General features: G+C 64.5%; 14 protein-coding genes. 12 read left to right on the forward strand and 2 right to left on the reverse strand.

Features of this window, described 5'->3' with window-relative positions:
• Positions 1 to 19: 19 nt before the first annotated feature.
• Both EI545_RS07350 and EI545_RS07355 read left to right on the forward strand, forming a co-directional pair.
• Positions 20 to 1,585: a 2-isopropylmalate synthase gene (locus EI545_RS07350; protein ID WP_125324868.1), complete on the forward strand. Its 1,566-nt coding sequence runs from the start codon at positions 20 to 22 to the stop codon at positions 1,583 to 1,585.
• A complete protein-coding gene (locus EI545_RS07355; protein WP_125324869.1) occupies positions 1,575 to 2,291 on the forward strand; it encodes a hypothetical protein in 717 nt (238 codons plus the stop codon). Before EI545_RS07350 ends, EI545_RS07355 begins: the two co-directional genes overlap by 11 nt.
• Before the next feature lie 97 nt (positions 2,292 to 2,388).
• Here EI545_RS07355 and EI545_RS07360 read toward each other — a convergent pair whose 3' ends face one another.
• Positions 2,389 to 3,123: a hypothetical protein gene (locus EI545_RS07360; protein WP_125324870.1), complete on the reverse strand. Its 735-nt coding sequence runs from the start codon at positions 3,121 to 3,123 to the stop codon at positions 2,389 to 2,391.
• A complete protein-coding gene (locus tag EI545_RS07365; RefSeq protein ID WP_216842503.1) occupies positions 3,120 to 3,875 on the reverse strand; it encodes an SDR family NAD(P)-dependent oxidoreductase in 756 nt (251 codons plus the stop codon). Before EI545_RS07365 ends, EI545_RS07360 begins: the two co-directional genes overlap by 4 nt.
• Before the next feature lie 251 nt (positions 3,876 to 4,126).
• Here EI545_RS07365 and EI545_RS07370 point away from each other — a divergent pair, with 251 nt between their 5' ends.
• From EI545_RS07370 to EI545_RS07415, 10 genes are all read left to right on the forward strand, one after another.
• Complete coding sequence (locus EI545_RS07370) at positions 4,127 to 5,164, forward strand: rod shape-determining protein (protein WP_125324871.1); 1,038 nt, start codon at positions 4,127 to 4,129, stop codon at positions 5,162 to 5,164.
• 37 nt (positions 5,165 to 5,201) lie between these two features.
• The gene (gene mreC / locus EI545_RS07375; protein ID WP_125324872.1) at positions 5,202 to 6,203 is read left to right on the forward strand and encodes a rod shape-determining protein MreC; all 1,002 of its coding nucleotides are present in this window, start codon (positions 5,202 to 5,204) and stop codon (positions 6,201 to 6,203) included.
• On the forward strand, positions 6,196 to 6,735 hold the full coding sequence (locus EI545_RS07380; protein WP_125324873.1) for a rod shape-determining protein MreD: 540 nt from the start codon (positions 6,196 to 6,198) through the stop codon (positions 6,733 to 6,735). The genes mreC and EI545_RS07380 overlap by 8 nt, the downstream gene beginning before the upstream one ends.
• On the forward strand, positions 6,732 to 8,678 hold the full coding sequence (gene mrdA / locus EI545_RS07385) for a penicillin-binding protein 2 (protein ID WP_125324874.1): 1,947 nt from the start codon (positions 6,732 to 6,734) through the stop codon (positions 8,676 to 8,678). The genes EI545_RS07380 and mrdA overlap by 4 nt, the downstream gene beginning before the upstream one ends.
• 4 nt (positions 8,679 to 8,682) lie before the next feature.
• Complete coding sequence (gene rodA, locus EI545_RS07390; protein WP_125324875.1) at positions 8,683 to 9,822, forward strand: rod shape-determining protein RodA; 1,140 nt, start codon at positions 8,683 to 8,685, stop codon at positions 9,820 to 9,822.
• Complete coding sequence (locus EI545_RS07395; protein WP_125324876.1) at positions 9,823 to 10,446, forward strand: DUF1345 domain-containing protein; 624 nt, start codon at positions 9,823 to 9,825, stop codon at positions 10,444 to 10,446.
• A gap of 134 nt (positions 10,447 to 10,580) precedes the next feature.
• Positions 10,581 to 11,495 (forward strand): NAD(P)-dependent oxidoreductase, encoded by a 915-nt coding sequence (locus EI545_RS07400; RefSeq protein ID WP_125324877.1) that lies wholly within the window; start codon positions 10,581 to 10,583, stop codon positions 11,493 to 11,495.
• Positions 11,496 to 11,583: 88 nt separating this feature from the next.
• Positions 11,584 to 12,486, forward strand: a complete 903-nt coding sequence (locus EI545_RS07405; RefSeq protein WP_245990326.1) for a DMT family transporter — start codon at positions 11,584 to 11,586, stop codon at positions 12,484 to 12,486.
• A gap of 190 nt (positions 12,487 to 12,676) precedes the next feature.
• Positions 12,677 to 14,041 (forward strand): glutamine synthetase family protein, encoded by a 1,365-nt coding sequence (locus EI545_RS07410; RefSeq protein ID WP_125324879.1) that lies wholly within the window; start codon positions 12,677 to 12,679, stop codon positions 14,039 to 14,041.
• 84 nt (positions 14,042 to 14,125) lie between these two features.
• Positions 14,126 to 15,505, forward strand: coding sequence for an aldehyde dehydrogenase family protein (locus tag EI545_RS07415; protein WP_125324880.1), 1,380 nt, complete (start codon positions 14,126 to 14,128; stop codon positions 15,503 to 15,505).
• Positions 15,506 to 15,508 lie beyond the last annotated feature (3 nt).

Consider the following 15,508-nt stretch of genomic DNA (forward strand, 5'->3'; position numbering starts at 1 on the left):
AAGACAAAAGGACCACCCCATGACCCAACAAGACAAGGTTGTCATCTTCGACACCACCCTGCGTGACGGCGAACAATCCCCCGGCGCGACCATGACGCATGAGGAAAAGCTGGAAATCGCCAGCCTCCTTGACGAAATGGGCGTCGACATCATCGAGGCGGGCTTTCCCATCGCCTCGGAAGGCGATTTCGCCGCCGTGTCGGAAATCGCCAGACGGGCGAAAAACTCCACCATCTGCGGCCTCGCCCGGGCCAACTTCAAGGACATCGACCGCTGCTGGGAGGCGGTGAAACACGCCAAGTCCCCGCGGATCCACACCTTCATCGGCACCTCGCCCCTGCACCGCGCGATCCCGAACCTTGACATGGACCAGATGGCCGAGCGCATCCATGAGACGGTCACCCATGCGAGGAACCTGTGCGACAACGTCCAGTGGTCACCGATGGACGCGACGCGGACCGAACATGATTACCTCTGCCGCGTGGTGGAAATCGCGATCAAGGCCGGGGCCACGACGATCAACATCCCCGACACGGTCGGCTACACCTATCCGATGGAATCCGCCCGGATCATCCAGATGCTGCTGGAACGCGTCCCCGGTGCCGACAAGATCATCTTCGCCACCCATTGCCACAATGACCTTGGCATGGCGACCGCCAACGCCCTTGCGGCGGTGGAGGCAGGGGCGCGGCAGATCGAATGCACGATCAACGGGCTGGGCGAGCGTGCGGGGAATACCGCGCTGGAGGAAGTCGTGATGGCGATGCGGGTCAGGAATGACATCCTGCCGTTCCAGACCGGGATCGACACGACGAAGATCATGAACCTCTCGCGCCGCGTGAGCCAGGTGTCGGGCTTTCCGGTCCAGTTCAACAAGGCCATCGTCGGCAAGAACGCCTTTTTGCATGAATCCGGCATCCATCAGGATGGTGTGCTGAAGAACGTCCAGACGTTTGAAATCATGCGGCCCGAGGATATTGGCCTCAGCCAGGCCAATATCGCCATGGGCAAACACTCCGGCCGCGCCGCGCTCCGGGCAAAGCTGAAAGAGCTGGGCTTTGACCTCGCCGACAACCAGCTGAACGATGTCTTCGTGCGGTTCAAGTCGCTCGCCGACCGCAAGAAGGAAATCTACGACGACGACCTGATCGCGCTGGTTTCGGACGAGCAGACCAACGACGCCTATGAATTCCTGCAGCTGAAGAAGCTGCGGGTCGTTTGCGGCACCGAAGGCCCGCAGGAAGCCGAGATGGTGCTGACCATCGACGGGGTCGACCACCACATCGACGCCACCGGTGACGGGCCGGTGGATGCGGCCTTCATGTGCGTGAAGATGCTGTTCCCGCACAAGGCGCGGCTGCAGGTCTATCAGGTCCACGCCGTGACCGAGGGGACGGATGCGCAGGCGACGGTCTCTGTCCGGCTGGAGGAGGATGGGCGGATCGTCACCGGGTCATCGGCCGATACCGATACGATCGTGGCCAGCACCAAGGCCTATATCAACGCGCTCAACCGCCTGATCATCCGGCGCCAGAAGACCGCCCCGGGTGAGGATGTGAAGACCGTCAGCTATCATGGCGAGTGACCGGTCGCGGGCCTTGGGGCTCGCGATCTTCGGCCTGTTCGGCGTGACCGGACCCATAGCAGCAGACGCATTGCCGGAGGGGCTGATTTTTCAGCCGCCGCTGGCCAGGGATGTGGCGGCCCTGCCGCGCCTTGCAGGCTCAGGCGGCGCGGCTGACAAGGTAAACGCACGACTGGACGCGCTGGACCGCTCCACCTTGGCAGCGATGTCCGACTGCGAGGATGGGCCGTATCGGTTCTGGGAGCGTTGGGTTGACGTCACCCTTGCCACGTCCGGCTTTCTTGGCCTCGTGTCGCACAGCGCCTTCTACTGTAGCGGTGCCGCCCATCCGGAAAGCTTCATCAATGCGGTGACCTTCGATCTTGCCGTCGGCAGCGAAGTCGACTGGAGCGAGTTCTTTCCCTCGGACCTGCGAAATCCAAAGGACTTTTCGATTGCGTCCACGGTCCTGCGCGGATCGCTGCGGCTTACCGATGCGTATGTCGAGCAGAACGCTGCCATCAATGCCGAATGCCGAGAGATCGTCGCGGGCCGACCGCACGACTTTGTGGTCTACCCCGACGGCCGGTCGGCCAGTCTCGTCCTGATCCCGGTCGACCTTGCCTACGCGGTGAAAGCCTGCGCCGATCCGGTCGCGATACCGGTTCCGATCCTCCGGACGCTTGGAGTGTCGCACCCGATCCTCGACGCCTTGTCTGTCGAGTGAGGCTCTCCGGAAAGGCTCGCTCGGCGGTCCCTTGCGGTCCCTTTTCGCTGGTCGGCGCCAGCGAACAGGGACCGAAGAGCCGCCAGGCGGCAAGCCGTCACAGCCCCCCGAACCAGCCCCTGACCGCCGCCGTATGTGCGACAAGTGCGGGTGTCCTTGACCATTGCGTCAAAAGCTCGGCCCAGGTCAGCGCCACAAAGGTCACATCATCGCCCTTCACGGCGCGGGCAAAGCTGGTCACTTCGGTCCGGTGCCGCGCGATGGCCTTGGTGTCGACGGGCTTGCCGCTCGCCCAATTCTGCGGCTCGGCGTGAAGGTAAACCAGCACCGCCCCCCGCGCCCGCTTGACCGCTTGGGTGCGCAGGGCATGGGCCTGCTTGACCAGCGTCACCGCGTCAAGGTGCTGATAGCTCTGCCGCCCTTCCATCAAGCCTTTGCGCATCGCCGCAAAGCGCGCCATGCCCGGGCCCCAATCGCGGGCATCGAAGGGTTCGGTAAAGGCAACCGCCTTGGCCGGGCGGAACGGCTGGTAGCGCTTTGACACGATCCCGACCAACGTCGTCGGCGTGGTTACCAGCACGTCCACCCGTGGATGGCGAACCCCGCGCATCGGCAGTTGCAGTTCCACCCCCAGCTCCACCGTTTCAGGCAGGCCCATCGGCACGCCGGGAAAGGGCAGGAGGAGGCGCGGGCGGTCCAGAAACCAGCCGAAAGTATTGGCCAACAGCGCCGAGGAGGAGTCCGGACTGTCAAGGTCACTGCCGGGCAGGCGGCCGAGGGCGGCCAGCACGGCTTCGGCGGGGACGCCGGGAAGGAAGACGGGGTCGGTCATCCTTTCATCTCTTGCAGGGTATTGCCGCCGTCCACAACCAGCATCGCACCCGTGACGTAGGACGCTTCGGCTGAGGCGAGGAAAACGGCACAGGCGGCGACCTCCTCCGGCGTGCCGGGGCGGCCGGCGGGGGTGCGCGTCCCGGCACGGATTTCGGCTTTGGAGGAACTCTCGGTCGCAATCCAGCCGGGCAGGACGGCGTTGCAGGTGATGCCGTGGCGACCGTATTCCAGCGCGATGGAGCGGGTCATTCCGGTGATCCCGGCCTTCGCCGTGGCATAGGCGGAACTGCCGTCGATGGTCACCACCGGCCCGGTGACCGAACTGATATTGACGATGCGCCCGTAGCCGCGCGAAGCCATCCCCGGCAAGGCGGCGCGGCAGCAGTGGAAGGTGGTGTTGATGTTCAGCGCCATGTGGTGCGCCCAGTCGGCGTCGGACCAGTCGGCAAGCTTGCCGCGCCCCACGCGCTTGCCCGTCTGAACCATGCCCGCGTTGTTGACGAGGGTGGTGACCGGGCCAAGCTTTTCCTCCACCGCGGCGAACAGGGCGGCGACCTGCGCGGGATCGGTCAGGTTGGCGATGTGGGACATGCAGCCAAGGGTGGCCGCGCGGTCGTGGATCCGGGCGGAGGTGGCGGTGATACAGACCCTTGCCCCCCCTGAAACCAGCGCCCGGGCAATGGCAAAGCCGATTCCCCCCGCCGATCCGGCCCCGGTAACCAGTGCAATCTGACCTGAAACACCTGTCATTTCTTGCGCCCTTCATCACCCCATCTGGTGACAGGATCGGCGGGAGGTTCGTATAGGTCAATTTATTCCGTCGTTCCGAAGCCGAAACCTCGGAAAACATCGAACTTCTGCAACTACGCGATTGTGTGAGCGGGCCTTCGCGCGCTGTGCTACAAGGTCTTTCGCTCCCCTGCACAGGTTCTTATATGAAGGCGCCCGCCTTCGACCGTGAGTCGCCGGGACATACTGCCTGCATGTGGGGACCCCATAGGATGTCGTTATTTTCCGGTCTGTTTTCGTCTGACATGGCGATTGACCTCGGCACGGCGAACACGCTGGTCTATATCCGCGGCAAGGGGATCGTGCTGAACGAACCCTCGGTCGTGGCCTACCATGTGAAGGACGGCAAGAAGGTCGTGCTGGCGGTGGGCGAGGATGCCAAGCTGATGCTGGGCCGCACCCCCGGCACGATCGAGGCGATCCGCCCGATGCGTGACGGGGTGATCGCCGACTTTGAAGCGGCGGAAGAGATGATCAAGCATTTCATCCGCAAGGTTCACAAGCGGTCGACCTTCTCGAAACCCAAGATCATCGTCTGCGTGCCGCATGGCGCGACACCGGTCGAAAAGCGCGCGATCCGGCAGTCGGTGCTGTCGGCCGGGGCCAAGCGGGCCGGGCTGATTGCCGAACCCATCGCGGCAGCGATTGGCGCGGGGATGCCGATCACCGAACCGACCGGCAACATGGTTGTCGACATCGGCGGCGGGACGACCGAGGTGGCGGTGCTGTCGCTTGGCGATATCGTCTACGCCCGGTCCGTCCGCGTGGGCGGTGACCGGATGGATGAGGCGATCGTGAACTACCTCCGTCGCCACCAGAACCTGCTGATCGGGGAATCCACAGCCGAGCGGATCAAGACCTCCATCGGCACGGCGCGGATGCCCGACGACGGGCGCGGGGCCAGCATGACGATCCGGGGCCGTGACCTGCTGAACGGCGTCCCGAAAGAGACCGAGATCAACCAGGCCCAGGTGGCCGAAGCACTTGCCGAACCGGTGCAGCAGATCTGCGACGCGGTGATGCAGGCGCTGGAAGCCACGCCGCCGGACCTTGCGGCGGACATCGTCGACCGGGGCGTGATGCTGACGGGCGGCGGCGCGCTTCTGGGCGATCTGGACCTGTCCTTGCGCGAACAGACCGGGCTGTCGATTTCCGTGGCCAACGAGTCACTGAATTGTGTTGCCCTCGGAACCGGGAAAGCGCTGGAATATGAAAAGCAGCTTCGGCATGTGATCGACTACGACACCTGAGGCGAGGCGCGCTTGCGCCTTCAGGAAAGGCTGACGTTTGGCGAAGACACGCATCGGACCGGAAGAATTCCAGCGCCCCCTGCGCCGCTTGCTTGTGGGGATTGCGGTCCTGCTTTTGCTGGGACTGTTCCTGCTGTGGCGGATCGACAGCCCCCGGGTCGAGCGTTTTCGCGCCGGGCTGATTGACGCCGTCGTGCCGAACCTCGACTGGGCGATGCGGCCCGTCACCATGGTGGCGGGGATGCTGGACGACTTTCAGTCCTACACCCGCATCTACGAACAGAACCAGGAGCTGAAGCGCGAGTTGCAGCAGATGAAAGCCTGGAAAGAGGCCGCCCTGCAGCTGGAGCAGAAGAATGCCCGCCTGCTGGACCTGAACAAGGTGCGGCTGGACCCGAAGTTCACCCATGTCACCGGCGTGGTGATGGCCGACAGCGGCTCGCCCTTCCGGCAGTCCGTCCTTTTGAACGTGGGCGAACGCGACGGCATCCGCGACGGCTGGGCCACGATGGACGGGATCGGTCTGGTCGGGCGCATCTCGGGCGTGGGGCAACGCACCTCGCGGGTCATTCTGGTGACTGACAGCAACAGCCGGATTCCGGTGACGATCCAGCCCTCGGGCCAGAAGGCGCTGCTCAGCGGGGACAACAGCCCCCTGCCACCGCTGGAGTTCATCGAGGATACCGATGAGGTGCGCCCCGGTGACCGGGTGGTCACGTCGGGCGATGGGGGGGTGTTCCCGGCGGGTCTGCTGGTGGGACAGGTCGCCCTTGGCACCGACAAGCGCCTGCGCGTTGTGCTGGCGGCGGATTATCAGCGGCTGGAGTTCCTGCGCGTCCTGCGCAGCCACGAGCTTGAGCCGATCACCGATCCCGGCAATCTGGTGGCGCCTCCGGTGCTGCCGCCGTTGCCCGACACATCTGCCGCAGCACTGGAATCAGCGGCGGGGGCGCAGCCTGCGGAAACCGAAGGCGGCGATGTCGAGGCTGCCGGGTCCGGTCTGGCCGAAGGGGCCGACGCGGGGGCCGGCGATGGGTGATTTCTGGCGTCAGGCCCATTGGGTGTTTCGCGCGCTGTTCGTGGCGCTCGCACTTGGCCTGCTGTTCATGCGGCTCTTGCCGCTTGGCCACGCGCCCGGAACGCTGCCCGGCCCTGACGTGCTGCTGTGCCTGATCCTGGCCTGGGTGGTGCGGCGGCCCGAATTCCTGCCGATGCCGATGATCCTGATCGTCATGCTGGCGGAGGACCTTATCCTGATGCGGCCACCCGGCCTGTGGACCGCGATCGTCGTGCTGGCGACCGAATTCCTGCGCAACCGCGTGGCTTTGACGCGCGAGTTGAACTTTGTCGTGGAATGGATGCTGGTTGCCGGCGTGATGCTGGGCATGATGCTGGCCTACCGGCTGGCGCTGGCGGTGGCCTTTGTGCCGCAGCCCGCATTCGGCTTTGCCATCGTACAATACCTGTGGTCGATTGCGCTTTATCCGCTGGTGGTGGTCCTGTCGCGGTTCGTCCTTGACCTGCGCAAGCCCGCCATGGGCGAAGTCGATGATTTCGGGAGGCGGCTATGAGACGGACCGCACGCGACAGCGAAGAGGTCGCACGCACCCTGAACCGCCGCACGCTGCTGCTGGGCGGCGCGATGAGCGCGATGGTCGCGGTGCTGGGCGTCAGGATGCGCTATCTGCAGGTCGATCAGGCAGACGAATTCAGGCTGCTGGCGGAAGAGAACCGGATCAACATCCGCCTGATCCCGCCGGAACGCGGGCTGATCCAGGACCGCAACGGCAAGCTGATCGCGGCGAACGAACAGAACTACCGCGTCGTCATCACGCGTGAGGCGGCGGGGGACGTGGACCTTGTGCTGCGGCGGTTGGCCGGGATCATCCCGATGACCCCGGAAGAGCTTGAACGCACCATCGAAGAGGTCAAGGCGCTGCGGGCCTTCGTGCCGGTGACGGTGGCCGAACGCCTAAGCTGGGAAGATTTCTCGAAAGTCGCGCTGAACGCCCCGGCCCTGCCCGGCGTCGTGCCCGAGGTCGGCCTGTCGCGGCTTTATCCGCTGGACCAGGATTTCGCGCATGTGGTCGGCTATGTCGGCCCGGTCAGCGAAAAGGACCTTGAGGCGCTGGAGACGCCGGACCCGCTTCTGAAGATCCCCAAGTTCCAGATCGGCAAGATCGGCGTGGAAAAGTGGATGGAGGACACCCTGCGCGGCCGCGCGGGCACCAAGCGGATCGAAGTGAACTCGGCCGGACGGGTCATGCGTGAGCTGGAGCGGCAAGAAGGCGATCCGGGCACTGACATTCGCCTGACCATCGACGCCGGGGTGCAGAACTTCGCCCAAGCCCGTCTGGGCGAGGAAAGTGCTGCCGCCGTCGTGATGGATGTCCGCAACGGCGACATTCTCTGCGCCGCCTCGTCGCCATCCTTCGACCCGAACCTGTTCGTGCGCGGGATCAGCCACACCGACTACAACCTGCTGATGGAGGATGACCACCGCCCGCTGGCCAACAAGACCGTGTCGGGGGCCTATCCGCCGGGATCGACGTTCAAGATGGTCACGGCCCTGGCCGCGCTGGAAGCCGGGGTGATCACGGCGGACACCCGGGTCAGCTGCCCGGGCTATATCGAGTTTGGCGGGCGGCGGTTCCACTGCTGGAAGCGCGCGGGCCATGGGACGGTCAGCCTTGAACGGTCGCTCAGCGAAAGCTGTGACGTCTATTACTACGACATCGCGCAGCGGGTGGGCATCGACAAGATCGCCGAGATGGGCCGCAAGCTGGGCCTTGGTCAGCGCTTTGACATCCCGATGAGCGCCGTCACCGAAGGGATCATGCCGGACAAGCAGTGGAAGATGGAACGCCACAAGCAGGACTGGCGGATTGGCGACACGATCAACGCCTCGATCGGGCAGGGCTATGTGCTGACCTCTCCCATCCAGCTCGCGGTCATGACAGCGCGGATCGCCAGTGGCCGGGCCGTGGTGCCGCGTCTGGTGCGGATGGTGAACGATCAGGCACTGCCCGAACCCGAGGCCGCGCCGCTTGGCCTGACGCCGGAACATCTGGCCGCTGTACAGCGCGGGATGAATGAGGTGGTGAACGGCGAACGCGGCACGGCCAAATCCAGCCGGGTCGTGGACCCGACGCTCGTGATGGCCGGCAAGACCGGCACCAGTCAGGTGCGCAACATCAGCGCCGCCGAACGCGAGGCGGGGGTGATTTCCAACGACGATCTGCCCTGGAACCGGCGCGACCATGCGCTGTTCGTGGGCTATGCGCCCTATGATGCGCCGCGCTATGCCATCTCGGTCGTGGTGGAACATGGCGGGGGCGGGTCGACCGCTGCCGCCCCGATTGCCCGTGACATCCTGCTTCGGGCGCTGTCGGACGGGTTGCCATCGCTGGACGCCTACCCTTCCAGCCAGCGCGGCCGGATCGAGACGATGCTGAACGAGTTGCCGCTGCGCGACCCGATCACCGGGGAAACCCCGGTTCGGACAAGGGCGTGACGCGATGAGCTTTCTTGAATACCGCGTCAAGCAGGCCCCCACGGGGTTCCGCAAGGTCCTGTTCCTGAACTGGCCGCTGGTCGTGCTGGTCACCGCGGTCGCGTCCGTCGGGTTCCTGATGCTGTATTCGATTGCCGGGGGAAACCTTGACACCTGGGCGCGACCGCAGATGGAGCGGTTTGTGGCGGGCATGGTGTTGATGTTCATCGTCGCCATGGTGCCGATCTGGTTCTGGCGCAACATGGCGGGGCTGGCCTATCTGGTGTCCTTCATCCTGCTGCTGTTCGTTGAATTTTTCGGCGATGTCGGCATGGGTGCGCAGCGCTGGATCGACCTTGGGTTCATTCGCCTGCAGCCGTCCGAGATGATGAAATTCACCCTCGTGATGATGCTGGCGGCCTATTACGACTGGCTGGACAGCAAGAAGACCTCGCGCCCGCTTTATGTGCTGATCCCGGTCCTGTTGACTGTGGCGCCGACGGTTCTGGTGCTGATGCAGCCGAACCTTGGCACGTCGATCCTGCTTCTGCTGGCCGGAGCGGCGGTGATGTTCGCGGCCGGGGTCAGCCTTTGGTACTTTGGCGCCGTGCTGGCCTTGGGGGTCGGGGCGGTGGTCAGCGTCTTTACCCTGCGCGGCACGGAATGGCAGTTCCTGCATGACTATCAGTACCGGCGGATCGACACGTTTCTTGACCCGACAGCCGACCCTTTGGGTGCGGGCTACAACATCATTCAGGCCAAGATCGCGCTTGGGTCGGGTGGGTGGTCCGGCAAAGGGTTCATGCAGGGCACACAGTCCCGGCTGAACTTCCTGCCGGAAAAGCACACCGACTTCATCTTCACCACTCTGGCCGAGGAGTTCGGGTTCATCGGCGCGTTTTCCCTGCTGGGGCTTTATGCGCTGATCATCGGGTTCTGCCTTGTGGCGGCATTCCAGAACCGCGACCGGTTCTCGGCGCTGCTTATCGTCGGGATTGCGGCGAACTTCTTCTTCTACATCGCGGTGAACCTGTCGATGGTGATGGGCATGGCACCGGTCGTAGGCGTGCCCTTGCCGCTGCTCAGCTACGGGGGGTCGGCGATGCTGGTTCTGCTGGTGGGCTTCGGGCTGGTACAAAGCGCGCATGTCCACAGGCCGCGCTAGATGATCCACCTCGCCCCCCGGCACGGCCGGTTTCTGGCGGCCTTCGGGGTTGGCGTGCTCGTGGCGCTGGCCGCGCTGTTGCAAGGGCAGTCGGCGGTCTATGTCGTCCTCTTGGGCGGCAATGCGTTTTTCATCCTTTATCTGGCGCTGATGGCCCGGCTGATCCGCGCCTCTGGCCCGGCAGAGCTGCGCGCCCATGCCGAACAGGATGATGAAGGCGTGGCCCTGATCCTGCTTCTGGCGCTTTTGGCAATCATCGTCAGTCTGGCCGCGATCTTTCTGGTCCTCAGCGCCGATGAAAGCATGCTTTCGGCGCGGCTCTTTGCCTTGGTCAGCATACCTTTGGGCTGGACCACTGTGCATGTGCTGGTGGCGATGCACTATGCCCACCTCTACTATCACGGCGCGCATGGCGGGATGACCTTTCCGGGCAAGGGTGAACCGGATGCGATGGATTTTGTGTATGCCAGTTTCGTCATCGGCATGACGGCGCAAGTGTCGGATGTGACGGTGGAGTCGCGTCAGGTGCGCAAGGCGGTGCTGGTGCATTCGGTGGTCTCGTTCTTCTACAACACCTGCATCCTGGCGCTGGCGATCAATGCCGCAATCACGGCTGGGCAATAGGCTGTGGCCTTTTGGGCGGCGGATGGGCAAGATGCCCAGACGTTAACAAATCCTGAAGTCGCGCCTGCAAGCCCTTGATTTTGCCTGCGCCGCACAAAGTCCCTGCCCGGGACACCTGCCAAAGGCCCTGCCCCATGCCCACGATCCTCTTCGCCGCCCCCTCCCTCTGGCCCGAGTATCAGACGGCCCTCCCCCAGGCTTTGGCCGAGGTCGGGGTAACCGGCCCCGTCGTGACCGAGGCCCGCCCCGAGGATGTCGACTACATCGTCTACGCCCCCTCCTCGCCCCTGCAGGATTTCACCGCCTATACCCGCACCAAGGCCGTCCTCAGCCTTTGGGCGGGGGTAGAGCGGATTGTGGGCAACACGACCCTGACCCAACCCCTGTGCCGGATGGTCGACCCCGGCCTGACCGAGGGGATGGTCGAATGGGTGGTGGGCCATACGCTGCGGCACCATCTGGGGATGGACCGGCATATCGTGAATCCCGGCCATGTGTGGGACCCGACCTGCCCACCCCTTGCCCGGGAACGGCCGGTGGCGGTGCTGGGCATGGGGGCGCTTGGCGCGGCTTGTGCTGCCGCCCTGCAGGCGCTGAACTTTCCGGTCACGGGGTGGAGCCGGACGGAAAGGCCCGGCTGCCTGCATGGCGAGGACGGGTTGCGCCAAGCCCTGGCCACGGCGCAGATCGTGGTCCTGCTGCTGCCGAAAACGCCCGAGACCGAAAACCTTCTGAACGCCGCCCAGCTTGCCCTGCTGCCCCAGGGGGCCGTGATCCTGAACCCCGGGCGCGGGCCACTGATCGACGATGCAGCCCTGCTGGCGGCGCTGGATGCGGGGCAGATCGGCCATGCCACGCTGGATGTGTTCCGGGTGGAACCCCTGCCCACGGACCATCCGTTCTGGGCCCACGCGCGCGTGACCGTAACCCCCCACATCGCTGCCGATACCCGCACTTCGTCCGCCGCCCGGGTGATTGCGGAAAACATCCGCCGGGGCGAAGCCGGAGAGCCCTTCCTCCACCTTGTCGACCGGGCGCGCGGCTACTGACCTTCAAAGGTCGGGAACGGAACAGCCGGATGCCATCGCCCATGGCAGCACTGTCGCAGCGAGGTGCGGAATGCGATACGGGCAAGGCGTGGCTTTGGTACTGGCGGCGGGAAGCCTGTGGTCGCTGATGGGCCTTGGCCTGCGCCAGATCGAGGCGGCAAGCGTGTGGCAGATCCTGTTCTGGCGGTCGGTCGGGATGGTGCCGGTTCTGTTCGCCTTCATCTGGTGGCGGTCGGGCGGCAGGCCCTTTGCCGCGATCCGCAAGGTTGGCCTTGCCGGGGTGATCGGTGGCTGCGGCCTGGTCTTTGCCTTTGCCGGGGCGATCTATGCGATCCAGACCACCACGATCGCCAATGCGGTGTTCCTGTTCACCGCCTCGCCCTTCGTCGCGGCGATCCTTGGCTGGATCATCCTTGGCGAACGGGTGGGCCGCTGGACCTGGGTGGCCATCGGGCTGGCGGTCATCGGGATGTACCTTATGGTGCGCGAGGGGCTGGCCATGGGAGAATTGGCTGGCAACATCGCAGCCCTTTTGTCAGCCGTCGGGTTCGGCGCCTTTTCGGTGGCGCTGCGCTGGGGAAAGGTGGGACAGATGCTGCCGGTGTCGATGCTGGGGGGCGTCTTCTCCGTGCTGGTGGCCGGCCTTGTGCTGACCGCGTCGGGTGAACCGATTGTCGTGTCGGGCTGGGACATCGGCGTCTCACTGGGAATCGGGGCGGTGATCCTGGCTTTGGGGATGGTGATGTACACGCTGGGCAGCAAGGTCATCCCGGCGGCGGAACTGACGCTTCTGTCGCTGATCGAGGTGCTGCTGGCACCGATGTGGGTGTTCGCCTTCCTTGGCGAGACGGCGAGTGCGGCCACCTTCGTCGGCGGCGGGGTCCTTCTGGCTGCCGTGGTGCTGAACGCGGTGATGGGAGCACGGGCGCAGATGGCGCAGACTCTTCCTGATGGGGGGCTTGCGAACCGGGCCCGACCTGTGAATGAATGATCAAATTCACGGATCATTCGCCGTGAGTTGGGGAGAACGTCAGAATGCGGTCTGATCCGCAAGACACCAGCCGCGGCCCCTGCTGGCCGCGCAAGCCCGAGTTTGGCGGCGGACGGGGCATTTTCGCCCGACTGCTGAACCCGGGGCCGGCGTGTCCCGCATTGCATTCCGACATCTGAAAGAGGCACCCATGCCCGGAAATCTGACGCTTGAAGACCTGAAGGCCGCCGTAAAGCGCGGCGACATCGACACTGTTCTGGTGGCCGGCATCGACATGCAAGGCCGCCTGATGGGCAAGCGCTTTCACGCGCAGTTCTTTGTCGATGGCGGCTGGGAGGAAACCCATTGCTGCAACTACCTGCTGACCGTGGACATGGAGATGAACACGGTGCAGGGCTACAAATCCTCATCCTGGCAGACGGGATATGGCGATTACATCCTGAAGCCCGACATGGGCACCCTGCGGCTGATCCCCTGGCTGCCGGGGACGGCGCTGGTCCTTGGTGACACGCTGGACCATCACGGGCATGAAGTTCCCCATTCCCCCCGCGCGATCCTGAAGCGTCAGGTGGCACGGGCCCGGGCGCTGGGGTTTGAACCCATGATGGCGACCGAGCTTGAATTCTACCTGTTCGAGAATTCCTACGAAAACCTGCGCGATGGCGGGCTTTCGGCGCTGAAACCCGTATCGGGGTACAACGAGGATTACCACATCTTCCAGACCACCAAGGAAGAAGACGTGATGCGCGCCATCCGCAACGGGCTTTATGGCGCGGGCATCCCGATCGAGAATTCCAAGGGTGAGGCGGATGCAGGCCAGGAAGAGGTGAACTACCGCTACTCTGACGCGCTGGACACCGCCGACAACCATGTGATCGTGAAGAACGGCGTGAAGGAAATTGCCTGGACCAAGGGCAAGTCGGTGACCTTCATGGCCAAGTATGACCATAGGAAGGCCGGGTCCTCCAGCCACATCCACCAAAGCCTGTGGACCAAGGACGGCAAGCCCTGCTTTGCCGACAAGGATGACAAGCACGGCATGTCGGCCACGATGAAGCACTACATGGCGGGTCAACTGGCCCATGCGGGGGAGCTGACGGCGTTTCTGGCGCCTTACGTCAACAGCTACAAACGCTTCACCGTGGGCATGTTCGCCCCCACCAAGGCGGTGTGGAGTGCCGACAACCGCACGGCGGGCTTCCGGGTCTGCGGCGTCCACTCCAAGGCCGTACGGGTCGAATGCCGCATTCCGGGGTCGGACGTGAACCCCTACCTCGCCTGCGCTGCGCTGCTGGCGGCGGGCCTTGCAGGGATCGAAGGCAAGATGGAGCTGGAACCCGAAATGTCCGGCGACATGTACAACACCGCCGGCATCCGCGAGATCCCGCATAACCTGCGTGAAGCGGCTGCGCTCCTGAACGGGTCAAAAATGCTGCGCGAGGCCTTTGGCGATGACGTGATCGACCACTACCACCACGCCGCCCAATGGGAGATTTCCGAGACCGACCGCGTTGTCACCGACTTTGAACGCGAACGGCTTTTGGAGCGGGCGTGACTGGACGCTTGGAACACCTGTAGGTCGGGCTTCAGCCCGACTGACTGCACACCGTCGGGCTGAAGCCCGACCTACGAGGACGATATGAAACCTATCCAACTGATTTCCCCCGTTGACGGCCAGGTCTACGCCGAACGGATGCCCCTGACGCATGAGGCCGCGAAGGCCGCCGTTGCCGCCGCCAAGGCCGCGCAAAAGGGCTGGGCTGCCCGCCCGCTGGCCGAGCGGATTGCGCTGGTCAAGGCCGGTGTCGCAAAGCTGAACGAGATGAAGGATGTGGTGGTTGAAGAAATCGCCTGGCAGATGGGCCGCCCCACCCGCTTTGGCGGCGAATTCGGCGGGGTGAATGCCCGGACCGAGTATATGTCCGAGATCGCCGCCGCGACCCTTGCGCCGCAGATGGTGGAAGACAGCGACAAGTTCCGCCGCTACATCGCCCGCGACCCGGTTGGCGTGGTCTTCATCGTGGCGCCGTGGAATTACCCGTACCTCACCACGATCAACACGCTGGTCCCCGCCCTGATCGCCGGGAATACGGTGATCCTGAAGCACGCGAGCCAGACCATGCTTGTCGGCGAGCGTCTGGCCGAGGCGTTCCATGCCGCCGGTGTCCCCGCCGATGTGTTCCAGAACGTCGTCCTTGACCACGCCACGACCGAGGCGCTGATCGCGGCGCGGTCCTTCGGGTTCGTGAACTTCACCGGGTCCGTCGCGGGCGGGCAGGCGATGGAACGCGCGGCGGCGGGCACGTTCACTCCGCTTGGGCTGGAGCTTGGCGGCAAGGACCCGGGCTATGTCCGCGCCGATGCGAACCTTGACGCGGCGGTGGATACGCTGATGGACGGGGCGATGTACAACGCCGGCCAGTGCTGCTGCGGGATCGAGCGGATCTATGTCCATGAATCGCTTTACGATGCCTTCGTCGAAAAGGCGGTGGCTTGGGTCAAGGCGTTGAAGCTGGGCAACCCGTTTGACGCGGACAGCACCCTTGGCCCGATGGCCAACAAGCGGTTTGCCAAGGTGGTGCGCGACCAGATTGCCGAGGCTGTGGCGAAGGGTGCCAAGGCGCTGATCGACCCGGCCCTGTTCCCCGCCGATGACGGGGGCGCCTACCTTGCGCCGCAAGTGCTTGTGAACGTTGACCATTCCATGCGGGTGATGATGGAGGAGAGCTTCGGCCCCGTCGTCGGCATCATGAAGGTCAAGGACGATGCCGAGGCGCTGCGACTGATGAACGATTCGCCCTATGGCCTGACCGCCAGCATCTGGACGCAGGACTATGACACGGCGGCAAAACTGGGCGAGCAGGTGGAAACCGGAACGGTGTTCATGAACCGGGCCGATTACCTTGACCCGGCCTTGTGCTGGACCGGTTGCAAGGATACCGGGCGGGGCGGATCGCTGTCCTATCTTGGGTTCCATTCGGTGACCCGTCCGAAATCCTATCACCTGAAGAAGGTCTGACCC

Source organism: Tabrizicola piscis, from assembly GCF_003940805.1.
GTDB lineage: Bacteria > Pseudomonadota > Alphaproteobacteria > Rhodobacterales > Rhodobacteraceae > Tabrizicola > Tabrizicola piscis.